The 24,124-nt window shown below is 67.5% G+C and carries 25 protein-coding genes; 15 read left to right on the forward strand and 10 right to left on the reverse strand.

Going from position 1 to position 24,124, the window contains the following annotated elements; genetic code table 11:
* Nucleotides 1-9: 9 nt before the first annotated feature.
* Nucleotides 10-786, forward strand: coding sequence for a metallophosphoesterase (locus ACQPYH_RS38115; protein WP_432881814.1), 777 nt, complete (start codon nucleotides 10-12; stop codon nucleotides 784-786).
* Nucleotides 787-801: 15 nt separating this feature from the next.
* Here ACQPYH_RS38115 and dmpI read toward each other — a convergent pair whose 3' ends face one another.
* Both dmpI and ACQPYH_RS38125 read right to left on the reverse strand, forming a co-directional pair.
* Nucleotides 802-984 carry a 4-oxalocrotonate tautomerase DmpI gene (dmpI, locus tag ACQPYH_RS38120; protein ID WP_134107497.1) on the reverse strand — a complete coding sequence of 61 codons (183 nt, stop codon included), beginning with the start codon at nucleotides 982-984 and terminating at the stop codon, nucleotides 802-804.
* A gap of 84 nt (nucleotides 985-1,068) precedes the next feature.
* Entirely contained in the window at nucleotides 1,069-1,941 is an 873-nt protein-coding gene (locus ACQPYH_RS38125) for a LysR family transcriptional regulator (RefSeq protein ID WP_432881817.1), read from the reverse strand.
* Nucleotides 1,942-1,996: 55 nt separating this feature from the next.
* Between ACQPYH_RS38125 and ACQPYH_RS38130 the strand changes: the two genes are divergently transcribed.
* Entirely contained in the window at nucleotides 1,997-2,374 is a 378-nt protein-coding gene (locus ACQPYH_RS38130; protein WP_432881820.1) for a DUF427 domain-containing protein, read from the forward strand.
* On the opposite strand, the gene ACQPYH_RS38135 is transcribed toward ACQPYH_RS38130, so the two are convergent.
* Nucleotides 2,361-3,128: an alpha/beta fold hydrolase gene (locus tag ACQPYH_RS38135; RefSeq protein WP_432881823.1), complete on the reverse strand. Its 768-nt coding sequence runs from the start codon at nucleotides 3,126-3,128 to the stop codon at nucleotides 2,361-2,363. The genes ACQPYH_RS38130 and ACQPYH_RS38135 overlap by 14 nt on opposite strands.
* A gap of 104 nt (nucleotides 3,129-3,232) precedes the next feature.
* Here ACQPYH_RS38135 and ACQPYH_RS38140 point away from each other — a divergent pair, with 104 nt between their 5' ends.
* The 7 genes from ACQPYH_RS38140 to ACQPYH_RS38170 all read left to right on the forward strand — a co-directional run bounded on the left by ACQPYH_RS38140 (nucleotide 3,233) and on the right by ACQPYH_RS38170 (nucleotide 9,661).
* On the forward strand, nucleotides 3,233-4,015 hold the full coding sequence (locus tag ACQPYH_RS38140; RefSeq protein ID WP_432881826.1) for a GNAT family N-acetyltransferase: 783 nt from the start codon (nucleotides 3,233-3,235) through the stop codon (nucleotides 4,013-4,015).
* Complete coding sequence (locus ACQPYH_RS38145) at nucleotides 4,012-4,545, forward strand: kinase (RefSeq protein ID WP_432881829.1); 534 nt, start codon at nucleotides 4,012-4,014, stop codon at nucleotides 4,543-4,545. The genes ACQPYH_RS38140 and ACQPYH_RS38145 overlap by 4 nt, the downstream gene beginning before the upstream one ends.
* 2 nt (nucleotides 4,546-4,547) lie before the next feature.
* On the forward strand, nucleotides 4,548-6,830 hold the full coding sequence (locus ACQPYH_RS38150) for a helicase-associated domain-containing protein (protein ID WP_432881831.1): 2,283 nt from the start codon (nucleotides 4,548-4,550) through the stop codon (nucleotides 6,828-6,830).
* Nucleotides 6,831-6,910: 80 nt separating this feature from the next.
* The gene (locus tag ACQPYH_RS38155) at nucleotides 6,911-7,288 is read left to right on the forward strand and encodes a DUF6000 family protein (protein WP_432894577.1); all 378 of its coding nucleotides are present in this window, start codon (nucleotides 6,911-6,913) and stop codon (nucleotides 7,286-7,288) included.
* Nucleotides 7,174-7,458, forward strand: a complete 285-nt coding sequence (locus tag ACQPYH_RS38160; RefSeq protein WP_432894580.1) for a DUF6000 family protein — start codon at nucleotides 7,174-7,176, stop codon at nucleotides 7,456-7,458. The genes ACQPYH_RS38155 and ACQPYH_RS38160 overlap by 115 nt, the downstream gene beginning before the upstream one ends.
* 10 nt (nucleotides 7,459-7,468) lie before the next feature.
* Nucleotides 7,469-7,969, forward strand: coding sequence for an AAA family ATPase (locus ACQPYH_RS38165; RefSeq protein WP_432881834.1), 501 nt, complete (start codon nucleotides 7,469-7,471; stop codon nucleotides 7,967-7,969).
* An 18-nt stretch (nucleotides 7,970-7,987) separates the two neighbouring features.
* Nucleotides 7,988-9,661 carry a DNA repair helicase XPB gene (locus ACQPYH_RS38170; protein WP_432881837.1) on the forward strand — a complete coding sequence of 558 codons (1,674 nt, stop codon included), beginning with the start codon at nucleotides 7,988-7,990 and terminating at the stop codon, nucleotides 9,659-9,661.
* 113 nt (nucleotides 9,662-9,774) lie between these two features.
* Here the strand turns inward: ACQPYH_RS38170 and ACQPYH_RS38175 are convergent, their stop codons facing one another.
* The 4 genes from ACQPYH_RS38175 to ACQPYH_RS38190 form a co-directional block, all read right to left on the reverse strand.
* The gene (locus ACQPYH_RS38175; RefSeq protein ID WP_432881839.1) at nucleotides 9,775-10,635 is read right to left on the reverse strand and encodes a DUF559 domain-containing protein; all 861 of its coding nucleotides are present in this window, start codon (nucleotides 10,633-10,635) and stop codon (nucleotides 9,775-9,777) included.
* Between the two features lie 158 nt (nucleotides 10,636-10,793).
* Nucleotides 10,794-11,438 carry a FadR/GntR family transcriptional regulator gene (locus ACQPYH_RS38180; protein ID WP_432881841.1) on the reverse strand — a complete coding sequence of 215 codons (645 nt, stop codon included), beginning with the start codon at nucleotides 11,436-11,438 and terminating at the stop codon, nucleotides 10,794-10,796.
* Nucleotides 11,439-11,531: 93 nt separating this feature from the next.
* Nucleotides 11,532-12,467, reverse strand: a complete 936-nt coding sequence (locus tag ACQPYH_RS38185) for a dihydrodipicolinate synthase family protein (RefSeq protein ID WP_432881843.1) — start codon at nucleotides 12,465-12,467, stop codon at nucleotides 11,532-11,534.
* A 14-nt stretch (nucleotides 12,468-12,481) separates the two neighbouring features.
* Nucleotides 12,482-13,546, reverse strand: coding sequence for a sialidase family protein (locus ACQPYH_RS38190; RefSeq protein WP_432881845.1), 1,065 nt, complete (start codon nucleotides 13,544-13,546; stop codon nucleotides 12,482-12,484).
* A 47-nt stretch (nucleotides 13,547-13,593) separates the two neighbouring features.
* On the opposite strand from ACQPYH_RS38190, the gene ACQPYH_RS38195 reads away from it, so the two are divergent.
* The 5 genes from ACQPYH_RS38195 (at nucleotide 13,594) to ACQPYH_RS38215 (ending at nucleotide 19,981) form a co-directional block, all read left to right on the forward strand.
* The gene (locus ACQPYH_RS38195; protein ID WP_432881847.1) at nucleotides 13,594-15,216 is read left to right on the forward strand and encodes an extracellular solute-binding protein; all 1,623 of its coding nucleotides are present in this window, start codon (nucleotides 13,594-13,596) and stop codon (nucleotides 15,214-15,216) included.
* Nucleotides 15,216-16,160, forward strand: coding sequence for an ABC transporter permease subunit (locus ACQPYH_RS38200; RefSeq protein ID WP_432881850.1), 945 nt, complete (start codon nucleotides 15,216-15,218; stop codon nucleotides 16,158-16,160). Before ACQPYH_RS38195 ends, ACQPYH_RS38200 begins: the two co-directional genes overlap by 1 nt.
* The gene (locus ACQPYH_RS38205; RefSeq protein WP_432881853.1) at nucleotides 16,157-17,044 is read left to right on the forward strand and encodes a carbohydrate ABC transporter permease; all 888 of its coding nucleotides are present in this window, start codon (nucleotides 16,157-16,159) and stop codon (nucleotides 17,042-17,044) included. Before ACQPYH_RS38200 ends, ACQPYH_RS38205 begins: the two co-directional genes overlap by 4 nt.
* A 196-nt stretch (nucleotides 17,045-17,240) precedes the next feature.
* A complete protein-coding gene (locus tag ACQPYH_RS38210) occupies nucleotides 17,241-17,933 on the forward strand; it encodes a phosphatase PAP2 family protein (RefSeq protein WP_432881856.1) in 693 nt (230 codons plus the stop codon).
* 38 nt (nucleotides 17,934-17,971) lie between these two features.
* Nucleotides 17,972-19,981 (forward strand): HelD family protein, encoded by a 2,010-nt coding sequence (locus ACQPYH_RS38215; RefSeq protein ID WP_432881859.1) that lies wholly within the window; start codon nucleotides 17,972-17,974, stop codon nucleotides 19,979-19,981.
* Here the strand turns inward: ACQPYH_RS38215 and ACQPYH_RS38220 are convergent.
* Genes ACQPYH_RS38220 through ACQPYH_RS38230 form a run of 3 tightly spaced genes read right to left on the reverse strand, consistent with a single transcriptional unit; the run spans nucleotide 19,967 to nucleotide 23,611 of the window.
* Nucleotides 19,967-21,385: a hypothetical protein gene (locus tag ACQPYH_RS38220; protein WP_432881862.1), complete on the reverse strand. Its 1,419-nt coding sequence runs from the start codon at nucleotides 21,383-21,385 to the stop codon at nucleotides 19,967-19,969. The genes ACQPYH_RS38215 and ACQPYH_RS38220 overlap by 15 nt on opposite strands.
* Nucleotides 21,382-22,389, reverse strand: coding sequence for a hypothetical protein (locus ACQPYH_RS38225; protein ID WP_432881865.1), 1,008 nt, complete (start codon nucleotides 22,387-22,389; stop codon nucleotides 21,382-21,384). Before ACQPYH_RS38225 ends, ACQPYH_RS38220 begins: the two co-directional genes overlap by 4 nt.
* A 31-nt stretch (nucleotides 22,390-22,420) precedes the next feature.
* Entirely contained in the window at nucleotides 22,421-23,611 is a 1,191-nt protein-coding gene (locus ACQPYH_RS38230; protein ID WP_432881867.1) for an MFS transporter, read from the reverse strand.
* 170 nt (nucleotides 23,612-23,781) lie between these two features.
* On the opposite strand from ACQPYH_RS38230, the gene ACQPYH_RS38235 reads away from it, so the two are divergent.
* Nucleotides 23,782-24,093, forward strand: a complete 312-nt coding sequence (locus tag ACQPYH_RS38235; RefSeq protein WP_432881870.1) for an ArsR/SmtB family transcription factor — start codon at nucleotides 23,782-23,784, stop codon at nucleotides 24,091-24,093.
* Nucleotides 24,094-24,124 lie beyond the last annotated feature (31 nt).

Here is a 24,124-nt window from a genome sequence, read left to right on the forward strand (position 1 = left end):
GTGTTCGCCGTGAGCGACATCCACGGCCACCTGGAGAAACTGACCGCCGCCCTGCAGGACGCCGGACTCACCGATGCCGACGGCAACTGGGCCGGTGACGATGCCCGGCTGTGGTTCCTCGGCGACTTCTTCGACCGCGGCCCGGACGGCATCGGCGTACTGCGGTATGTGCGCGATCTGATCGAGCAGGCGCCGGGCGGCGCGATCGAGATGCTGCTCGGCAACCACGAGATCCTCGCGCTCGGGATGCGGAAGTTCGGCGACACGTTCGTCCCGCACGACGGAATCACCCTGCGCAGTTTCGAGCGTTCGTGGGCCCTGAACGGCGGGCAGGACCGCGACCAGGAGCTGCTCACCGACGACGAGACGGCCTGGCTGCTCGACCGGCCGATGCTCGCCCTGGACGCGGGCCATCTGCTGATGCATTCCGACACCTCGGAGTACGTCGAATGGGGTGACTCGCTCGAGGCCATCAACGCCGCGGCCGGCGCCGAGCTGCACTCCGACGACATCGAGGTGTGGTGGGAGATCTGGCGCCGGATGACGTCGCGGTACGCGTTCCGCGGTGACGGCGGGCCGGAGATCGCCCGCATCATGCTGCAGCACCTCGGCGGTCACCGGATCGTTCACGGCCACAGCATCGTGGCCGACCAGCTCGGCATCGACCCGCAGTACCTGACCGAGCCGCTCCTGTACGCCGAGGGCCTCGTGCTGGGCATCGACGGCGGCGCGTTCGACGGCGGACCGTGCCTAGTCGTCGAGCTGGAAGAGCTCACCACGGAGTGACCCGGCCCGCGGCGACTATTTGTCGGCTGTGAGCGTGCCGCCGATGGCCCAGCTGTCCGGCGGTGTCTCCTGGATCCAGACCTGGACGCTCTCGGCCGGGACGCCGAGGCTGTCGACGAAGGCGTCGGTGACCTTCTGGACGAGTTCGCGCTTGAGCTCCGGGGTCCGCGGGCCTTGCAGAACGGTGACGATGGGCATCGGATTGCCTTTCTCTGTTGGGTTCTGAGCCCATTTCAGTCGTCATCGCCGTCGCGAACGAGACGCAGATCCGATGTGTAGTCATCACTCGAACTGATCGGACGCCTTGCGGCAGGCTTCGAGCAGTACGGCGAGGTCGCCACCGACCGTCGTACCGGCCGGGACCGCGAGGCTCGTGGTCAGCGCGAGCCGGGGGCGTGGTCGCCGGAACACCACCCGGCCTTCGCGGAGCAGGCGGGCGTGGGACTCGTAGATGACCGTCCAGCTCGGGCTGCCGGCGCCGATCGCGGCGTGGGTGTCCTGCAGGCTGCTGGAGCGAGGGCCTAATACCGGCTCGAAGCCTGCCGCGGCGCAGGCTGACATGACGAGGTCGACCAGTGGTGGGTTGGTGCGGCGTTGGGTTATGCGGAGTGGCATCTCTTGGAGATCTTTGAGTGCGATCTCGTCGTTCGGAGCAGCTGACTTGGGTAGTGCGATCAGCAGTGCGTCTTGCCAGACGGGGACGAACTCCAGGCCGGCGGCCTCATCAAGGCCTCGGACGAAGGCGGCGTCCAGTTGGCCGCTGCGGACTCGGTCGAGTCTGGCGCGGGTTGACGTGCTGACCAGGTCGACGTGAAGCGCCTGGGACGAGAGCTCCGCGACTACGGTCTCGAGGCGCTCTCCCAGTCCTGTGCTGGTGCCAAGGCGGAGTGTTCTGCCCGGGCGACCGGTGGCGGCGGTGCGGGCAGTTTCTACCGAGGCCAGGACGGCGCGGGCGGCAGGGAGGAAGCGTTGGCCGGCCTCGGTGAGGCGGATCGCGCGGGCCGAGCGGTCGAAGAGGAGTACGTCGAGCTCGCGTTCCAGGCGCGCGATCTGCTGGCTCACGCCGGGCTGGCCGATGCCGAGTTGTTCGGCGGCGCGACCGAAGTTCAGGACCTCGGCCACGGTCACGAAGTACTGGATCTGCCGTAGCTCCACATCAGACATGATGCACGGGGGAATGACGCCGTGGCGGTCGGGGTTGTCTGCAGGTATGGCGGACAAGACTGTGAAGATTCCTGGGCCGGACCACCCGATCACCGTCGGGAAGAACCCGGATCGTGTGGTCGTGAAGGTCGGCGACCAGGTGATCGCGGACACGCACGACGCGCTGTCGCTGCAGGAGGCGAACTACCCCGCGGTGCAGTACATCCCACGGAAGGACGTCGACCTCACGCAGCTCGAGCGGACCGACCACGCGTCGTACTGCCCGTACAAGGGTGACGCGTCGTACTACAGCGTCCTCCCAGCCGGTGCGGACGGAGTGAATGCGGTCTGGACGTATGAGCAGCCGTACGACGCGGTCGCGGACATCCGCGAGCACGTCGCGTTCTACCCCGACAAGGTGTCGATCGAGATCATCGCCGACTGACGAAGTCGGTGAGCACCGGGGCGAGCAGCTCCGGCGGTACGACGTGGTGGTGGCCCGCGAGCTCGACGAGTTCGGCCGCGGGCAGGATCGTCACGATCCGGTGCGCCGCGTCGACCATGAACGGCGCTGACACGGTCCCGGCGAGCACGAGCGTCTCCGGCTTGATCGCGCGCAGCACCTCAACCGGAGTACCGGTGCCGGCGAGGCCGTGTTCCATCACTGCGAAGTCGTAGGCGAGCGTCGGCGCGCGGTCCGCGACACTCGGGGCGTACTCGAGCGCGTCCTGCTTCGGCAGTCCCGTCATCATCAGGAACAGCTCGACCGCCTCCCGGTTCTGCCCCTCGCGGATCAGTTCGAGCACCTGCTCGCCGTCGTCGGACGGATCCACGTCATCCGGCCCGTACGGCGGCTCGTGCAGCATGACGTGGGTGAACGGCAGCCCGGTGCTCGCCGCGATCGCTGCGAGTCCAGCGCCGGACGAGTGGCCGTAAATGGCCGCCGTACCGCCGAGGGCTGCCACCAGTGCGGCGATGTCGTCCACCTCGCGCTGCACGGCGTACGGCGTACCGTCGCCGGAGTCACCGCGCCCGCGGCGGTCGTACGTCACCACCTCGAAGTCGCTCGCCAGTACGTCGGCCAGCGGCCGCAGCGACTGCCGGTCGCACAACGCTCCCCCGACCAGGACCAGGGGGTGGCCACTGCCCAGCCGGTCATAGGCGATCGTCGTACCGTCCGCAGACGTCACTGTCTCCATGTTTGTCCTCCAAGGTGGTGTCGACGGTGTGACGTCGGAGCCGATGGGCGGCTTTCGACATATCCACTGGCGGTTGACCGGTCTGGGTGATTCACTGCCTGGCGATGATCACCAGAGTCGACACCTACCTTCATAGCGTCCCGCTGTCCGGTTCAGTCGCCGAACAGGTCGGACCGTTCACCCTCTTCCGCAGTACGACGGTGTGGCCGTACTACGCGCGTCCTGTGCCGGGCTCCGGCGTCACGATCAAGCCGGACGATGTCGAGCTCGTGCGGGAACGCTGCGCCGAGCTGGAGATCCCGCTGAGCTTCGAGTGGGTCGTCGACACCTGTCCGTCGCTGGGACCGGCTGCAGCTGCTGCGGGCCTTACTGTGGTCGAGCATCCGTTGCTGGTGCTCGAGCGCGACGACTTCCGGCCTGTAGTAGCGGATGCTCGCCTGGAGATCCTGTCTGCCGACGAGGACGTGGTCCGGCAGTGCCGTGCGGTCGCCGACCTGGCGTTCAGCGACCCGGGTACTGCGGTCGGCACCGCCGGCCCGGCTGAGCGGGACGCCGCTGCGGCTGAGACGGCCGACAAGATGGTGGCGACGCTGCAGGACCGGGCGCTCCGGGGTGTCTCAGTCAGCGCCGGAGCGTTCACCGACGACGGCATGGTCGCCAGCGGAACGCATCAGCCGGTCGACTCCGCCACGGAGATCGTCGGCGTCGGCACGCTCCCGTCGGCACGCCGCCGCGGTCTGGGGGCTGCTGTGACGTCGAAACTGGTCGAGCACGCGTTCGCCAACGGAGTGGACCTGGTGCTGCTGTCGGCCGAGTCCGATGCCGTTGCAGCCGTCTACGAGCGGGTCGGATTCCACCGGATCGGGAGCGCTGGGGCAGCGGAGTGACGGGCAGCCCGACCTCGCGCCTCGTCGTACTGCGCGGGAACTCGGGCTCCGGCAAATCCACCACGGCAAAGGCACTCCGCGAACGCCTCGGCCGCGGCACGGCCTGGGTAGAGCAGGACCACCTGCGCCGAATCCTGCTGCGCGAGCACGACCTCCCCGGCGGCGTGAACATCGGACTGATCGATCTGAACGCCCGCTACGCGCTCGACCACGGGTACGACGTGGTGCTCGAAGGCATCATGCACGCCGGCCGGTACGGCGACATGCTCCGCCGGCTGACGCACGACCACCTCGGCACCACGTTGCACTACTACTTCGACATCCCGTTCGAGGAGACCGCTGTCCGGCATGCCACGCGGGAGCTGGCCGGAGAGTTCACCGTCGAGGCCATGCGGGAGTGGTATCGCGAGCGGGACCTGCTGGACGGCGTCAAGCAGACCGTGATCGGTCCGGACAGCGCACTCGACCGAACCGTGGGTCAGATCCTGACCGACCTTGGGGTGGAGACCGGCGGGGCCGTACCGTTGTAGGGATGAGCACTACCGAGCCGACCCGCCCCCGTACCCTCGCTGAGGCGCTGCGGTCCTGGGACGACGCCGGGCTCGGTGAGCTGCTGCGACGGCGGCCCGATCTGGCGCTGCCGATTCCTGCGGACACCGGACAGCTGGCGGCGCGGGCGACGAGCAACGCGTCGGCTGCGCGGGCGGTCAACCGCCTGGACGAGTTCGGTGTGGACCTGCTGGAGTCGCTGTCCGCATTACCTGAGCCGGTCGACCTGGAGTCGCTGGCGCGGGGTGTGGATCAGCCGGTGGAGGTAGTCCGGCCCCGAGTGACCGAGCTGCTGGACCTCGCTCTGGTGTGGGGCACCGAGGACGACCTGCGGCCAATCCGTGCGGTGCACGAGCTGCTCGGTCCGACGCCTGCCGGGCTCGGTCCGGTCACCACACGGCACTTCGGTGACCTGGACAAGCTGATCGACGAGGCTGGTCCGGATGCGCGGGCCGTGCTCGACAAGCTGACCTGGGGCCCGCCGACCGGTTCGGTGGAGAAGGCCGAGCGTCCTGTGACGATCGCATCTGCCCGTACGCCGGTAGAGCGGTTGCTGGCCCGCGGCCTCGTCGTACCCAAGGACCCGAACACCGTCGTACTGCCGCGGCAGATCGGGCTGCATCTGCGGGGTGGACGTGTGCTGGCGTCGACCAGGCCGGTGCCACCGCCGTTGGACGGCAAGAAGGTGTCCGCTTCGATCGCGGACCGGGCCGCGGCTGGTGCCGCGCTAGACATGGTGCGGTTGGTGGACCGTGCGTTGGAGCAGTTGGGGACCGAGCCGCCGCCCGTACTGCGGACTGGTGGCATTGGTGTCCGTGAGCTCCGCAACGTGGCCGGGAAGATCGGTGCGGAGGAGCAGAACACCGCAGCGGTGCTGGAGATCGCGTACGCCGCTGGACTCGTTGCAGCGGTAGAGGTAGGCACCAGCGAGCTGTGGTTGCCCACCGGCGCCTACGACGACTGGCTGGAGCTGGACCTGGCGCATCGGTGGGCCCAGCTCGTTATTGCCTGGTTCTCCGGGCTCAGAGCGATCGGACTGATCGGACGGCGGGACAGCGGCGCTGGTACGGCGGCTGCACGAGAGCGGCTGATCAACGCACTGGCTCCGGACCTGGAGCGGTTGCTGGCGCCGGAGATCCGCGTGCTGGCGTTGCAGGCCCTGGCCGAAGCCGGTGCTGGCACTGCGCCTGCTCCGGAGACTGTGGTGACGTGGGTCGCGTGGCATCGTCCTCGGCGTGGCGGGCAGTTCCGCGACGACCTGGTCGAGTGGAGCGTGTCCGAGGCGGCCTTGCTCGGTCTGACTGGGCTGGGTGCGATGGCGAGTCATGCGCAACCGCTCTTGGGCGCTGAGCCGACTGCTGATGAGCTGGCCGAGGCGATCAGTCCGCTGATGCCGGAGCCGGTGTCGGAGGTGCTGCTGCAGGCAGACCTCACTGCAATCGCTCCTGGTCCACTGGTCCGCGTTGTGCAGGACGAGCTGTCCGCAATGGCAGATGTCGAGTCGGATGGTGGCGCGGGCGTCTACCGGTTCAGTGAGAACTCGGTGCGACGTGCATTCGACCTCGGCCGTACTGCGGAGCAGCTGCACGCCTGGTTGGTCGAGCATTCGCGTACTCCGGTGCCGCAGCCCCTCAGCTACCTCATCGACGATGTTGCGCGACGCCACGGCGTACTGCGACTCGGCACGGCGTCGACGTACCTGCGGTGTGACGACGAGACCGTGCTGACCCAGCTGCTCAACTCGAACCTGCCTGGTGTCCGCTTCCGTCGGTTGGCGCCGACGGTGGTGGTGTCGCCGTCCCCGCCGGACATGGTGCTGAGCCGACTGCGCGACGCCGGGTTGGCGCCGTTGGCGGAGACATTCGATGGTGCTCTGCACGTGACCGGTACGCCGCGACGTGGTGAGGCGCCACGTCGACGTACCAGCAGGGACTTCAACGAGAGCGCGTTCGACCTGACCGACGACCAGGTGAAGGCCGTCATCGAGAAGGTCCGGGCCGGCGACCGCATCGCCGCCGAACGCCCCGACGACCAGGGCCTCGTCGAACCAGCGGCCCCCGCCGCGACCATCGCCGTACTCACCAACGCCGCGGAGTCCCACAGCCGCACCTGGATCGCGTACGTCGACCACAACGGCACCTCGTCCGAACGCATCGTCGAACCAGTCCGCGTCGCCGACGGCTGGCTAACCGCCTACGACGACACCACCGACAACCCCCGCACCTACGCCTTGCACCGAATCTCCGCGGCGCGGGCCGTCGAGTGACGGACGACGACAACCGGGCCCTCTGGGCCATGTTCCGCTGGTCCCCGAACGGCGGCTACCTGCCTCTGATCGCCTCGGCCATGGTCTGGCCGAGGCCGCGGCAGGCCTGGTACCAGCTCCGTCTGCGGACCGGCGGTCGGCTGGCGCCTGCCAAGGACCTGGATCTGATGCTGGAGTCCGGCGGGTGGCGGACGAGCCTCGCGGCGATCTGGCTGATCGCCGCCGGCCGGCGCGGCGACCTGCGTCCACGGATGGAACGAGACCTTCTGGCGGGCCGAACGGGCGGCCTCGGCTGGAGCTACTGCATCCCTTGGCCTGCCTGGGCACGGAGACCGACGCCCAGATCCTCGCCCGCTACCTCGACCACGCACTCACCTTGCCGGTCGAGCGGGAGGGCTACGAGACCCAGTGCCAGGGAGCAGCCCTGGCCACTCTGGTGTACCTCGACGAGCAGCTGAGCACCATGTACGCCCAGCGCTTCCTCGGTGAAGGCGGCCCGTGGGAGTGCTGGCCGGGATCCGCGGACGACGACCTGGCAAGCTACGCCGAGGGCATCCGCGACGCAGTCGTCTTCGCCGCCGGGGGCAACCCGGGGATCCGCCGGCGACACAAGTCAGGGCGAGACTGAGGAGCGACGGGTGACAGACGGTCCACTGCTGATTGTCCTGACCGGATTGCCGAACTGCGGGAAGACCACGCTGGCTCGAGCGCTCGAGCAAGAGGGCGCGACCGTGGTCGAGCTGGACCACATCAACCGCGAGCGCGGGTTCCGGATCGAGGACGGCGTGCCGATGGCGGAATGGCCGGAGACGATCCGGCAGGCGGAGGCGAGGATCGAGGAGAGCAGCGCCGATGTGGTCGTCCTCAGCTGGGTCAATCCGGGTGAGCGCGACCGCCAACGCTGGCGGGACTTCGCGTCAGCGCGAGGGATGCGCCATCTGGTCGTGTACCTCGCCGCTGACCAGGAGCTGCTCGACACCCGTCGCAGCGTCGCCGTTGCCGCACCGGACCGCCACATCCTCTCCGACGAGGTCCTGCAGCGCGTGCAACGCCGCTTCCAGCCGCCAACAAACGCACTGGTCCTCGAAGCCAGCTGGAGCACCCAGAAACAGGTGGAGCTCGTGACCGCCGCCCTGTGAATTGACCGCTCAGGCACAATGGAAGGTCGGGGCGAGATTGAGGAGCAACGGGTGACAGACGGTCCACTGATCGTGCAGTCGGACAAGACGTTGTTGTTGGAGACCGCACATGCGGAGGCCAACGAGTGTAGGAAGGCCATTGCGCCGTTCTCTGAACTGGAGCGGGCGCCGGAGCATGTGCACACCTATCGGCTGACGCCGCTGGGGTTGTGGAACGCGCGGGCCGCTGGGCACGACGCGGAGCAGGTGATCGACGTACTGCTGCGCTACAGCCGCTACCCGGTCCCCCACTCGCTGCTGGTCGACATCGCCGAGACGCTGGACCGGTACGGGCGTCTGCGGCTGGAGAAGCACCCGCAGCACGGACTGGTGCTGGTGACGACCGACCGGCCGGTGCTGGAGGAGGTGCTGCGCAGCAACAAGGTCAAGCCGATGCTGGGCGAGCGCCTCGACGACGACACCGTGCTGGTGCACCCGTCGGAGCGCGGCCACCTCAAGCAGACCCTGCTGAAGCTCGGCTGGCCCGCTGAGGACCTGGCCGGGTACGTCGACGGCGAGGCGCACAAGATCGACCTCAAGCTCGACGGCTGGGAGATGCGCCCGTACCAGCAGCAGGCGGTCGACTCGTTCTGGCACGGCGGCTCCGGTGTCGTCGTACTGCCCTGTGGTGCGGGTAAGACGATCGTCGGCGCGGCTGCGATGGCACAGGCGTCGGCGACCACGCTGGTCCTCGTCACCAACACGGTGTCCGCGCGGCAGTGGAAGGACGAGCTGCTGAAGCGGACCAGTCTGACCGAGGAGGAGATCGGCGAGTACTCCGGTGCGCGCAAGGAGATCCGGCCGGTCACGATCGCGACGTACCAGGTGATGACGACGCGCCGGAAGGGCGTCTACACGCACCTGGAGCTGTTCGACGCCCGCGACTGGGGCCTGATCGTGTACGACGAGGTGCACCTGCTGCCCGCACCGATCTTCCGGATGACCGCGGACCTGCAGACCCGGCGCCGGATCGGTCTGACCGCGACGCTGGTCCGCGAGGACGGCCGCGAGGGTGACGTGTTCTCGCTGATCGGCCCGAAGCGGTACGACGCTCCGTGGAAGGACATCGAGGCGCAGGGCTGGATCGCACCGGCCGACTGCATCGAGGTGCGGGTGGATCTCGAGCAGACCGAGCGGTTCGTCTACGCGACCGCCGAGCCCGAGGACCGCTACCGTCTGGCCGCGTCCACGCCGGCGAAGTCCCGGCTGGTACGACGGATCGCCGACCATCACGCGGACGAACCACTGCTCGTCATCGGTCAGTACATCGACCAGCTGGACGAGCTCGGCGAACGCCTGGAGTGCCCGGTGATCAAGGGCGAAACCACCGTCCGCGAACGCCAACGCCTCTTCGACGCCTTCCGCCACGGCGAGATCACCCGCCTGGTGGTCAGCAAGGTAGCCAACTTCTCCATCGACCTGCCCGAGGCGTCGGTCGCAATCCAGGTCTCCGGCACCTTCGGCTCCCGCCAGGAAGAGGCCCAGCGCCTAGGCCGCGTCCTCCGCCCCAAGGGCGACGGCCGCACGGCCCGCTTCTACTCCATCGTCGCCAGAGACACCATCGACGCCGAATTCGCCGCCCACCGCCAACGCTTCCTAGCCGAACAGGGCTACGCCTACACCATCGTCGACGCCGAGAACCTCTTCGCCTGAGTAGAACGTGCAAGGTCGACAGGAGGTGTCGGGTTGAAGTGGTCCTCGTCGCGCTCGACGCTCGCACCGTCGGGCGCGATCCGCTGGACATCTCCTGTCGAGATGGCACGCAGTCAGCTGGCGAGCCGCCGAGCCAGCGCGGCCTTCACGGTCGCGACGACCCAGGCGGGGTCACCGATCACCTGCTCGTAGGTGAATCGGAGCACGAGCCACCCTGCCGCCACCAGTTCGTCGTATCGATGGCAGTCAGCGGCGAAGTCTCGCCGGGAGCCGTGAAATTCGAAGCCTTCTGCCTCCAGTGCCAACCGGGCTGTTCGGTGCCCGAGATCGACCCTGGCCCGAAACGGCCCATGGGTCACCAGCACCTGTGGTTCGAAGCCCCCGATGCCGGCACTGATCAGAAGTGCCCGGAGTATTGACTCGAGGAAGCTGTCGGACAGGCCGTTCGCGGCTGCCGCTGTTCTACGAGCGTTCGGGCAGCCGTGGCCACGCATCGCGCCAGTTGCTGCGAGGAGTTCGTCCTGGCTTAGCCGGCCGGTCGCGAGGGCTGCGTCTGCGACAGCCAGAGCCTCGCTGAACGGAAGGATCCGAGAGCAATCTACGACAGTCCGCAGCAACGAGGTGATCCGGTTCCGGCGTTCGCCAGACGTGGTGTCGGCCCAATGCAAAACAGCTGGCGGTCCCGGACGTGGATGGCGCTTGGTCGGGACGATGACATGTGGTTTCTCCGGCCTCAGCAGTAGTGGGAGGCCCAGCGCCTGGGCGGCGCTCAGATGCGACAGGACTCCGTCGTACGCGAGCACGGCCACCTCGTCGGCGGGAAGGCCCGGCAACGCATAGATCCCCAGGGCGATCCGCACTATTTCACCGCGCTCGAGCGCGGCCACGACGGTGCGGCGGGAAGTCGCCCTGATCAGTTCGGCGCGGGTTGCCCAGCCGCCGTGGCGCTGGAGGACCGCACCGACGGATTCCATCCGAGGATGGTGCCTCAAATGGGTCGTACGGTGACGTGGCTTATCCACAGCGGGCCAGCTCGACAGGACGTGTCCGCGGCCGAGGATGCCACGCACGCTCAGCTGATCGGCAGCCAACCTTCAGTGGACATATACGTCCTGTTGAGCTTGCACGCGTCCTATTCGCCTAGGCGGGTGTGGATGCCGTTGAAGTGGCTTTTCATGGAGTGGGCGTAGGTGTCTGGGTTGGCTGACTCGAGGGCATTGAGGAGGTCTCGGTGCCAGGCGGCGGCGTCTGCGGGGGTGTACCGGGCGCCGGGGAGGCGGGCGTCTACCTGGGCGAAGGTGCGCCAGAAGACTGACAGTAGGTCGATGACCAAGGCATTGCCGAGGGGCTCGTAGAGGGCCTGGTGGAAGGCCCAGTCCTCGTCGGGGAAGTACTGGCCGTCGGAGGCTTTGGCCTCCATGCGTTGGACGATCGGCTCCAGCGTGTCGTACCCGTACTGCTTGAAGTGGGCCACCACGTCGTCCGCCAGGCCGACCTCGATGGCCTGGCGGACCTCCAGGACGTTCTGTACGTCGCGGAGGTCGCCGGCCATCGACTGCGACATGCGGAAGGCCAGTCCGTCCTCGAGGGACTGCAGGTTCACCTCGCCGACGTACGTCCCGTACCCGTGCCGGATCTCGATGATCCCGACGGCCTGCAGTGCCTTCATCGCCTCGCGCAGCGGGTGCCGGCCGACGCCGAGCTGCGCCATCAGCTCCTGCTCGTTGGGCAGCGGGTCACCCGCCTTCAGCCCGCGCTCCAGGATGTACGACTTCATCGCATCCCGGATGAAGGACTGATTCCCTGCCGCACCTCGTGCCCGGCTGAGCCCACCCGTTGTCACTGCCGGCCTCCCTTAAGTCAGGACCGCTCAGTGTAATCCGGCGCGGTCCAGTAGGGGCCGGACCGCGGCGATCTCCGTGTCGTTCAAAGGAATGCAGGGGTACGCCGTGATCGGGCAGTCGATCACGCCGAGCAGGTGCAGCCCGGCCTTGAACGCGCCCAGTGCGGCCGAGCTCGCGCCCATCCGCTTCCGGTCCGCGACGTTGATGATGTCGAACAGCCGGAACAGCCGGTCCTGCTCCGCCCGCGCAGCCGCCGCGTCACCAGCGACAGCCGCCTCGAACAGCCGGACATAGCCCGCCGGGTCCACGTTGCCCAGACCAGGTACGACGCCGTCCACGCCGAAGGCCAGTGCGGAGTCGACCGTCACCTCGGAGCCGGTCATGATCGCGAAGTCGTCCAACTGCTTCTCGCGACGGGAGAGCACCAACTCGCGCAACGACGTCTCCTGGCCGGACGAATCCTTCACGCCGGCGATCACGCCCTGCTCGCCAAGAGCCACGACGACGGAGGCGGGGAGCTTGGTGCCTACTCGGGACGGGATGTCGTAGGCGTAGAGCGGCACGTCGCCCGCGAGACCAGCCAGCTTCTCGAAGTGGCGTTCGATCTCGGCGCGGTGTGTTGCTGCGTAGAAGGGTGCTGTAGCGACCAGTGCGTCGACACCTGCCTTGAGAGCGGCGGAGGCGTGGGCAGCGACCCGGTTGGTCGACGTGTCGATGACGCCGGCCAGCACCGGCACCTGTCCGGCCACCTCCGCCACGGTCGTCTCCAGCACGACCTGCCGCTGCTCGTCGGTCAGGAACGTGCCCTCACCGGAGGTGCCGAGCACGAACACCCCGTTCACACCCCCGGCCAGCTGGTACTGGATCAGCCGCGCCAGCGATGCGGTGTCGACGTCGTACGACGGGGTGAGCGGAGTGACGAGCGGCGGTACGACACCAGTCAAACGGGCGGATGCAGTCAAGGGGTCTCCCAACCTCAAAGGGCGAATGTGGCGAAGCGCAAGGTCGCGAACGAGGACGTCTCACCGGCCTCGTAGAAGATGCCGACGGACCCGTCGGCCAGCAGCACCAGATCGGAATACCCGGCCATGGCCTCGTGCACGACCAGAGCCGGCTCCCACGACACACCGGAGTCCTCGGACACGAAGACGGTCAGCTCACGGCGGGACGTCGGGTTGACCGGTGTGGACAGCAGGAGCCGTCCGTCGGGCAGGCAGACCACGCTGCCCTGGATACCCGGTGCGGTGATCTCAGGGATCCCGGCGTACGGCGCATCGAGGGTCTGGCCGCTGTCGGACGACCAGGCGTGTACGCGAGCCGGTCCGGTGCCCTGGTGGTTGCGGGCGTTGAAGTAGAGCCGTCCGTCGGGCAGTTCGGTCACGGTGGTCTCGTTGGCGTTGATCTCCGCGCCGTCGTTGCGATCGACGAAGCCGACGGACCAGCTCACACCACCGTCGTCGCTGTAGATGCAGTGCCCGCCGTTGAGCCGGATCAGGTCGTCCACGGGCTCGGACGGCACGTACGAGTGGTTCGCCGGTACGACGAGACGCCCCGAGCGCAGCGTGATCCCGTGACACGGCCCGGTCGCGTACCAGCCCCAGTCCGCCGGCTTCACCTGCGACGTGATCTCCGCCGTCGGACTCCAGGTCGCTCCGTCGTCCGACGACCGCTGCACGAACACACGCCGTCCGGACTCCGGATCAGTGCCACGAGCCAGTGACATCTCGACGGCGTTCGCGCCGTTCTCGACTGTCACCAGCACGACGTCCCCGGACACCGGGTCGAACAGCGGCACCGGATTGCCGCAGGTCTTGCCGGCCTTGGCCGACACCACCTGCACCGGCAGCCAGGTCTGCCCGCCGTCCAGCGAACGCCGCAGGACGATCTCGATCTCGCCCGCGTCACCGGACCCGTGCAGCCGTCCCTCGCAGAACGCCAGCACCAGCGAACCCCGCGCCACCACGGACGGGATCCGGTACGTGTGGTAGCCGCTCCCGGCGGGGTCGAAGACGATTTCCATCGCGCCGACTCTTGAAGACATAGGACGTACTATGTCATGGTGAGGCCCTCCGATGGAAGTGAGGCCTCATGCCAGTCAGCAGAAGATCTTTCCTCGGCGGCGGCCTGGCCGCCGCCGCTGTCGCGGTCACGGGTACGCCGCTGCTGGCGGGGTGCGCGTCGGACAAGAAGAACACCGCGGCCGCCAACTCGGCAGTGAAGCTCCCGACCTACACGAAGTACGGCGAGATCAAGCCGGACCTGCCCGGCACCGACGTGGTGCTCGACGGGTTCCTGAAGTACCCGGCGAACCCGGTGAAGGCAATCTCCGAGGTTCCCGGCGACGGCAAGCCGATCACGTTCATGACCAACATCCCGGGTGCGATCCCGCCGTCGGTCGACAAGAACCAGTTCTGGCAGGAGCTGAACAAGCGGCTCGGCTCCGAGCTGCAGATCAGCATGGCGTCGAACGACGAGTACAACGACAAGTTCGCCACCCGGATCGCCGGCGGCGACCTGCCGGACATCCTGAACGTCCCGCCGGGCACGCCGCAGATCCCGGGACTACTCAAAGCCAAGGCGATGGACCTGACCGAGCACCTGTCCGGCGATGCCGTGAACAAGTACCCGTTCCTGGCGAACATCCCGAGCCTGTACTGGAAGGGCTGCGTCTTCAACGGCGCGATCTACGGCGTCCCGGTGCCGCGCGGGATGTCGCGCACGTCGCTGCCGCTGTACCGCACCGATCTGCTCGCCGCGAAGGGCATCAACGATCCGGCGCCGAAGAACTTCGAGGAGTTCTTCGACATCTGCAAGGAGATGACCGCGGCGAAGGAGAACCGCTGGGCGTGGACCCGCGTGCCCACGTCGTACATCCGGATGATGCTCGGCCTTCCGAACAACTGGAAGCAGGAGGGCGGCAAGTTCACCTCGGTGTACGAGGTCGACGGCAACGAGGACGCGCTCGAGGCGTCGCGCAAGATGGTCGCTGCCGGCGTCATCAACCCGGACACGTTCAGCGCCAAGGCGGCCGCCCGCAAGCAGTGGTTCAACGGCGGCACCGCGGCCTTCGACTACGACAGCTTCGTGGCCTGGAACCAGTACTACTCCGACAACACCGCGGGCGACGCGTTCGGCGTCAACATGCTCGACGTACCGGGCTTCAGCAGCGGTGACGGCAAGGTGTGGATGGGCGCGGCGCTGAACAACGTCACCGCGTTCAACAAGTCCACCAAGCACTCCGCGGAGACGCTGCTCAAGGTGGCGAACTGGATGGCCGCCCCGTTCGGCACGGAGGAGTATCTGTTCCGCAAGTACGGCGTGGAGGGCCGGCACTACACCATGCAGGGCACCGACCCGGTCCCGACCAAGACCGGTGTCGTGGAGACGGGCATCGGCCTGCAGTACATCTCCGACTCGACGCTGGCGCTCTACTGGGCCGGCAAGCCCGCCGTACCGACGAACCAGCACAAGATCCAGCAGAAGATCGCGGACCGGCTCGTGTACGACGCGTCGTACGGGCTGTACTCCGAGACGATGTCGAAGCAGTGGGGTCAGCTGACCGGCGTACTGACCGATCTGGAGAACCAGATCGTGCAGGGCAAGAAGCAGGTGTCCGAGTGGGCACCGGCGGTCAAGACCTTCCTGTCCTCGGGCGGTGAGAAGATCCGCGGCGAGCTGCAGGACGCCTTCACCGCGACAGGCGGGAAGTAATGCTGCAACGGTCCTCGAAGCGTCCGCAGCAGCAGCTGAGCCTCGGCCGGCGGCTGCTGCGGGACCGCGTGCTGCTGCTGTTCGCACTGCCGGGCTGTGCGCTGATCATCGTGTTCCACTATGTGCCGTTGCTGGGCAACGTGATCGCGTTCAAGGACTACCAGCCGTTCCTTGGCATCACCAGCAGCGACTGGTCGGGCTGGGCGAACTTCAGCGTGATCTTCAACGGCGACCCGGCGTTCCTGCGGGCGCTGAAGAACACGCTGATCCTCACCTGCCTGCAGTCGGTCTTCGTGTTCCCCGCGCCGATCCTGCTCGCGCTGCTGCTGAACTCACTGTTCTCGGAGCGGATCAAGCGGATCGCGCAGAGCATCCTCTACCTGCCGCACTTCATGTCGTGGGTGATCGTGGTCGCACTGTTCCAGCAGATGCTCGGCGGCAGCGGGTTGCTGAACAACTACTTGCGGTCCCACGACCTGGCCACGATCAACATCATCGGGAACTCCGAGCTGTTCCACGTGCTGCTGACGTCGCAGATCATCTGGAAGGACACCGGGTGGGCGACCATCCTGTTCCTGGCGGCGCTGTCCCAGATCGACTCGCAGCTGTACGAGGCGGCGAGTGTGGACGGCGCCAGCCGGATGAAACAGCTGTGGCACGTCACGCTGCCCGGACTGCGCGGGATCATCATCCTGCTGTTCATCCTGCGGCTGGGTGACTCGCTGACCGTCGGGTTCGAGCAGATCATCCTGCAGCAACAGGCGGTCGGGCGCGACGTCAGCGAAGTACTGGACACGTACGTCTACAACAACGGCGTACTCGGTGGCGCCTGGGGCGTGGCAGCCGCGGTCGGCCTGGTCAAGGGCGTCGTCGGCGTGATCCTCGTCCTCACCGCGAACAAGGTCGCCCACATCTTCGGCGAGCAAGGGGTGTACCAGCGATGAGTACCAAGATCGTCCAGGGTGTGCCGATGCCCGGCTGGCCGATGCGGATCTTCAAGGGTCTCGTGCTGCTGGTCTTCTGCGCGGTCGTGATCATCCCGTTCGTCGGCGTGATCTCGACCAGCGTGGCGCCGAACAAACAGATCAACGAGTCCGGCGGCCTGGTGCTGTTCCCGAAGTCGGTCAACTTCGCGGCGTACGAATCGCTGTTCGCCGGCGGCGTGGTCACGCAGGCACTGTTCGTCAGCATCTTCGTCACCGTCATCGGCACGGTCCTCAGCCTGACCGTGTCGGGTCTGCTCGCGTACGCCCTGGCGCGGCCCAGCTTCACGGCCGGGCGGCCGATCCTGCTGATCGTGCTGTTCAGCATGCTGTTCTCGCCGGGCATCATCCCGACGTACCTGACCGTGAAGGGCGTCGGGCTGCTGGACAGCATCTGGGCGCTGATCGTGCCGACGATGATCAGCGCGTTCAACGTCGTCGTACTGCGGGCCTTCTTCATGAACCTGCCGAACGAGATCACCGAGAGCGCCCGGATCGACGGCGCGGGTGAGCTCAAGACGTTCACGTACATCGTGCTGCCGCTGTCGAAGGCGGTGCTGTCGGTGATCGGCCTGTTCTACGCGGTGGCCTACTGGAACGCGTTCTTTTCCGCACTGCTCTACCTCAACGACTCCAAGCTCTGGCCGTTGCAGCTGGTACTGCGGACCTACGTCATCAACGACACGCAGCTGGGCAGCGCGGAGCTTGGCACCGAACTGCTCCCACCGCAGGCCTCGATCCAGATGGCGATCCTGGTCGTGTCGATCGTGCCGATCCTGATCATCTACCCGTTCCTGCAGCGCCACTTCGCCAAGGGCGTTCTCACCGGCGCCGTCAAGGGCTGATCACAGCCCCGTCTCAAAGTGCGTTTCGGGGGTTGCCCAGGGCAACGCCAGGGTTGCGCCTGGGCAAACCCTGTGGGAACGGCAGGTACCGTCGAAAAGTATGGGGATCGAAGCGCTGGAGCGGGTGGGGCAGGGTGGGGAACAGCAGCAACGAGGAGTCCAGGTTTTCTGGAGGGTGGTACGGGAAGCAGTCCTGTTGGCCACCCTCTTCCTCGTCTACAGTGCGGGCCGGCAGATCGCGGCCCGGCATACCGGCTCTGCGTTCGACCATGCACACGAGGTGTTGTCGTTCCAGAACTGGCTGCACCTGCCGAACGAGGCCACGATCCAGCACTGGGCGCTCCAGTTCCCTCATCTGATCCAAGGCGCCAACCTGTACTACGCGAGCGTGCATGCGCCGCTGACCGCCGCCGTACTGCTCTGGCTGAGCATCTGGCGGCCGAAGGCGTACTCGCATGTCCGCTGGACGATGGTGTCGCTGACCGGACTCGCACTGATCGGTCACATCGCGTTCCCGCTGGCGCCGCCGCGGATGATGCCAGGCTTCATCGACACCGGGCTGCGGTTCGGTCAGTCCGTCTACGGCCCCGACCACACCGGCGGGCAAGCGAACCAGTTCGCCGCCATGCCGAGCCTGCACGTCGGCTGGGCGGCCCTGATCGCACTGTCGATGATCCTGATCACCAGGTCGCGCTGGCGCTGGCTATGGCTGTTGCACCCGATCATCACGTTCAGCGTGGTCGTCGTGACCGGTAACCACTACTGGCTGGACGGCATCGTCGCACTGCTACTGCTCGCGGCCAGCCTGCCGTTCCTGCTGCGGTCCGGCCTGCACGCCGACAGGCCGCGCTCGCGTAATTCGGTACCACCGCGGAAGGTGCTCAAGTAACGTAGCTGGGCTCCCCCACTGCTGCCGGAGGTTTCTGCATGCCCCCCGATACGTCTGACACCCTCCAGGCCGAGAAGGACTACCTCAAGAACTCCCGGGCCGCGCTGGCCGTGATGCGGGAGAAGACCGGCGCCCTGGAGATCCACAGCGCCGACCGGGTCAACCAGGAGTTCCTGAAGGCCGCCATCTACCGGCGGATGAAGGAGCTCGAGGACGACCCCGACGTACCGCTGTTCTTCGGGCGGCTGGACTACCTCGAGCCGACCGACGAGACCTTCCACGTCGGCCGCCGGCACGTGAACGACACGCTGGGCGAGCCGCTGGTGGTGGACTGGCGAGCAGACATCTCGGTGCCGTTCTACCGGGCCAGCAAGACCGAGCCGATGGGCGTGGGGGTACGCCGTCGGTTCGGCTTCACACACGGCGAGATGACGGCGTTCGAGGACGAGGACCTCACCGCGAGCGGGCAGGTCGAGCAGCACAGCAACATCCTCGACGCCGAGATCGAGCGCCCGCGTTCCGGCCCGATGCGGGACATCGTGGCGACCATCCAGCCGGAGCAGGACGTGATCGTCCGGGCCGGCGTCGAGGACACCATCTGCGTGCAGGGAGCGCCCGGCACCGGCAAGACCGCGGTCGGGCTGCACAGGGCGGCGTACCTGCTCTATGCGTACCGGGACCAGCTGAGTCGGGCCGGTGTGCTCGTGGTCGGCCCGAACGCGAGCTTCCTGCGCTATATCGGCGACGTCCTCCCCGCGCTGGGTGAGATCGAGGCGAAGCAGACCACAGTCGAGGAGCTGGTCGGGCGGGTGAAGATCGCCGGACCGGGGGCTGCGCTGGTCGATGTACTCAAGGGCGACGCGCGGATGGCCGAAGTACTGCACCGCGCTGTCTGGTCGAGCGTCAATCTGCCCCTGGAGTCGCTAGTCGTGCCGCGTGGGGCACACCGCTGGCGCGTGGCGGCGTACCAGGCCGAGGAGCTGATCACCGAGCTGCGCAACCGTGGCATCCGGTACGGCGCCGGCCGGGCGATGCTGCCCCAGCGACTGGCCCATGCGGTCCTGCTGCGCATGGAAGCGGCCGGCGACTCACCCGACGACCGGGTGCAGGACTCAGTCGCGCGGAGCCGACCGGTCAAGCAGTACGCCGAGGCGCTCTGGCCGGCCGTTGACCCGGCGAAGCTGCTCTTCCGGCTCTTCACCGACCCTGAACTGCTGGCTGAGCACGCCGACGGCATTCTCACCGCGGACGAGCAGGCGATGCTGATCTGGGACAAGGTGCCGCGGTCCGCCGGTGCGGCCAAGTGGTCCGTCGCCGATGCCACTCTGATCGACGAGATCGCCGATCTGGTCGACCGTACGCCGTCACTCGGCCACGTCGTGCTGGACGAGGCACAGGACCTGTCCGCCATGCAGCTGCGCGCTGTCGGACGACGGTGCTCGACCGGCTCGATGACTGTCCTCGGTGACATCGCGCAGGGCACCACACCGTGGGCCACGCCGTCCTGGGACGAGGCGTTGAAGCACCTGGGCAAGACAGGCGCCCACACCGAAGAGCTGACCGCGGGCTTCCGCGTCCCTGGCCAGGTCATCGAGTACGCCGCCCGCCTCCTCCCGACAATCGCGCCGCACCTCAAGCCCCCGACAGCCGTACGACGGGCGCGTGGTGAGCTCACGATCTCCCGCGTACCGGACAGCCTCGCCGCCGCGGTCGCCGCCGTACGTGAGGTGTCTGAGCGTCCCGGGTCGATCGGGCTGATCGTTCCGGACGCACTCGTGATAGCGACCCGGAAAGCGCTGCACGGCATCCCGTTCTCGGTCCTGGGCGACGAAGACGACGTTGACGCACACCTGGACGTCGTGCCGGCGTCGCTTGCCAAGGGTCTCGAGTTCGACCACGTCGTGCTGGTGGAGCCGGCCGGCATCGTGGCAGGCGAGGCCGACGAGCGGACCGGTCTCCGTCGGCTCTACGTCTGTCTGACCCGCGCCGTCACGTCACTGGTCGTGGTCCACAACGAAGACCTGCCTTTGGTTCTAGAAGCCGCGTGAGCCACCGGACCGGCGCGACGAGCGCCGGGACGAGCCGCCACCGCTCGAGCGCGTCCGCGACGAGAAGGAGCTCCGCCGGCTCGAACTGCTGTACCAGCTGCTCCCACTGTCGTCACTCGAGCTGCTGCTCGACGAGGCTGCCCAGTCGCCGACGGAACTGCCGACGTCCGAGCTGAACCGGCTGAAGCCTGCACCCGGCCGACGGGACCGCCAGCGCGACCGCATCTCCTCGCCACGGCGCCGGAAGTCGGAGTCCGGGAACCACCACACCCGGCCGTCGCCCTGCGACCAGTAACCGTCGACGTACGCGGCGAGGTCCTCGGCGTGCTCCCAGTACGGCGTCGAGAGCTGCCACCCCTTCACCATCCGGATCTGGGGCTCCTCGCCCGCCTCGTCACGTTGCTTGCAGTCCGCGCAGACGTCGACCGAGCGAGCCGCTCCGTCCTCGGGCTTCCACTCGATCTCGTCCGTGCTCGGTCCGTGCCGCGGGTCGAAGAAGCAAGGCGCGGTCGGCTCCGGGATCGGCTTGCCGGCCCGGAGCGCGTCCAGGCACACCATTCCGTAGCGGGCGGAGCCGAGCAGCGTCGTGACTGCCTCGATGTCCTTGTCGCCCTCGGCCTCGTCCAGCCGGTGCCGCGCTTTCTCGACCGTGTCGAGCACGTCCTTCGACAGCTTGGACTGCTGCGGGTCGGACACCGTCGGCAGCGCGGAGACCTGCTGCGAAAGGGCGATGACCTCTTCGTCCAGCAGCGGCTTGCTGACGCTGAGGTGAGTCTTCTCGTCCTTCCGTCGCGTCCTGCGAGCACCCCACGCGGTCAGGCCGTACCAGAGCCCGATCACCCCGGCCAGACCACCGGCGTACGGCGCGGCGTCGACGTAGAACGGTTTGTTGACCACCTGAGCCCGCTCGATGAACTTCTCCAGCATCGGCTCGTACTCCGGCGCACAGCAGTCGACAGCCTGGTCCACAGCGTCGCCAACGAAGTACGTCGGCCCATGGTCGGCCCGCTGTACGGCGTGGAACCCGCGTCCCGCGGACTCCGAGTTTGCATCGACGAGTACGCCGTACACGCCCTCGACGCCGACACGGTCATACAGCTGGTCGGCGATCTCCTCACCCTCCCAGGCGAGGTTCACGTAGTACCCGCTGTCCGACGTGTTGATCTTCGACGCAGGGATGACGGCGATGCGGATCGGAGCGGACGCCTTCTTGGCAGCGGCGTCGAGCGCCGCGACCTCACTGCTGGTCAGCTCCTTCACGTCCGGGTCGACCCAGACACCGGCGTCGCCCAGGTGACTGGCGACGGTGTTCATATACGCGTCAGGGTCCGTGGCCGCATGAGCCGGCAACGCGGGCAGGGCCGACAGAGCGATGATGGCGAACGCGCCGAGCAGGCGTTTCATCGTGATCCTCCCGAGAGGCGGTCGCGGCAGGCACTACAGACCGGGACTTCCCGTGGCTTGCCGCCGGGTGGCGTGTACATCCAGTCGGTCACGGACGTGCCGTGGCTGGGATCGAAGAAGCACGCGGCTCTGCGTGCCGGAGCAGGTGTACCGGCGACCTTGGCCTGTGCACAGGCCAGTCGCCAGCGCCCGTACTCGACCGTGGCCCGGACTTCGCGCAGCTTGTCGTCGTTGGGCTCACCATCGACCACGCGGCCGGCATCGGCGTACGCATCCATCGCCGCTTGCACATCGGCCCCGGTATCCACGCCATCCAGACGCACGTCTGCCGCATCCAGTTCCTCACCGAACCGCGTCACGTCCTCACGCGCCGTCGCCCGCCGCTCGTCGAGCGTGTCCACCTCATCCGGCAGCACCTCGTACGACGGCCGGTAGAGCGCCGGCCGGCTGTCCTTCTTTCGCGACAGCGCACGGATGGAGCGAGCGAGGAAGAGGGCAGCCAGCAGCATCACCAAGGCGGCCGGCAGAGCCCACAGCCAGGTTGAGCCCGACGACGACTTCTTCGGTACGTCGAGTTGGTCGAGCACTCCGTTGAGCGTGCCGACCGGATCGGAGCGGCTGTGCTTACCCAGCTCGTCGGTGAGGATCTCCGCGATCGGGGTGTCGACACCGACCGCACTCCCCCAGCTGATCGCGCCGCCGAACACCACCAGGTAGATGCCGTCCGCCTGCTGACGATCCACCAGCTGGTCGACGTACGTATGGGCCGCAGCACTCTGGTCACCGGGCCCGAGTACGGCGGCGGGCACGACCGCGATGCGAATCGCCGGGTCGTGCCCGTTCACCCGTTCAGCCAGCTCGGCGGCGTCCTTGTCCGGTACCAGCGACCGCTGCGCCGGATCGACGTACACCGGTGAGGTCTTCCAGCCGTCGACCACTGCCGCCGGATCGCTGGAGCCCGTCAGAGTCGAGGCGAGCAACAGCACACCGGCAAGCAGACGCATGGGCAGAAGCCTGCCCTACCGGAGGTCCTCCTCAGTCAGCAGCCGCTGTGACGAAGATGTCCTCCTCGCGCTCGAGCTCCTCGACCCGCTGGAGCGCAGAGTCACGCCAGAGCGCGTAGACCAGGCCGAGCACGACCAGCGACAGTGCGCTGGCCAGCACCGGCAGATAGCCGACGCCGAACGACTGGATGACCAGTCCGCCGACCACGGCCGACAGTCCGGCTCCGAGGTAGATGGCGGAGGCGTTCAGCGAGATCAGCAGGCCACCGCCGAGCTCGAGCAACAGGTTCTGGATCGGCGGATTGAAGGCCCAGGTCAGCATGCCCCAGACAACCAGTGCGGCACCGGCACCCACCTCGGTGGTCAGCGTGACGTCGAGGGTCGCGAGGACGGCTGTGATGCCGATCATCAGGACGGCGAGAGTACGGAGGCTGCCGAAGCGGTCCGTGATCCGGCCGCCGAGGAAGTTGCCGATGACCGCGCCCACGCCGTACAGCAGGAGGAGCAGCCCGGTGACATTGCCGGTCAGGCCGGCGGTGTGCTTCAGCAGCGGGACGATGTAGATGTACACGCTGAACGCAGCGAGCACTGCAAGGACTGTGATCGCCAGGATGATCTGCACGCGTCGATCGGTCACACCGGCGAACCGTTCGCGCAGACTGACCGCTGGAGGCGCATCGACCGTGGGCAGCGCGGCCCGCTCGGCGATAGCGACCAGGACGGCGACCGCGGTGATGAGAGCGAACACGCCCTTGTAGCCAAGGCTCGGGCCGAGCAGCGTGCCGGCAGGTACGCCGAGCACCAGCGCGAAAGTCAGACCGCCGAACACGATGGCGACTGCTCTACCGCGCTCCTCCGGTCGCAGCAGGCTCGTGGCGAACAGAGTGGCTGCCGGCGTGTACATGGCGGCGCCGAACGCAGCCACGACCCGGCCGGCGATCAGGATCGGGTAGTTGACGGCCAGCGCGGCGATCAGGTTGCCGAGCGCGGCCAGGACCAGTGCTGCGATCAGGAGCGTACGGCGCTCCCACCGGCCGGTCAGCGTCGACAGGATCGGCGCACCGATCGCATAAGACAGGGAGAACGCGGTGGCGAGCTGGCCCGCGGCAGTCAGCGAGACATGCAGCTCGGAGCTCACGTCGGGGAGCACACCGGACACGACGTACGCGCTGGTGCCCACCGCGAACGCACCAGCACCGAGCAAGTAGATCCGTGCGGACATCGAAGGCCTTCCGGGAAGAGGTTCGCTAGTTCGATCGTCATCGTACTACGATCTTCATCGAACTTCGACGGGCGTCGTACTATGGACACCATGAACGAGCGGAGCGAGTTCATCTACAAGCACAGCCACCTCGTGCCTCGTCGGCGCCCGGAGCGAAGCGGAGGGCGTCGATGAGTTCTAAAGTTCTCCCGCAGCCGGAGCGGGACGAGATCCGCGTAGAAGCGGTTCTGCAGGCACTGGGCGAGCCCGTCCGGCTCACGATCGTCCGTGCATTGGCCGACAACCCGGCAGGTGTCTGCTGCGGCGAGATCGAGCTCCCGGTCACTGCGTCCACCCGCGCCCACCACCTCAAGACGCTCCGCGAGGCCGGCGTGCTCTCCACCCACACCGACGGCACCCGCCGGATCAGCATCCTGCGCCGCGACGACCTCGAGGCGCTCTACCCCGGCCTACTCACGGGCATCCTGTCCGCCAAGCAGTAACCGCCTGCACACACCCGGTGAACCTGCACGC

Source organism: Kribbella sp. CA-245084 (assembly GCF_050942355.1).
Classification (GTDB): Bacteria; Actinomycetota; Actinomycetes; order Propionibacteriales; family Kribbellaceae; genus Kribbella.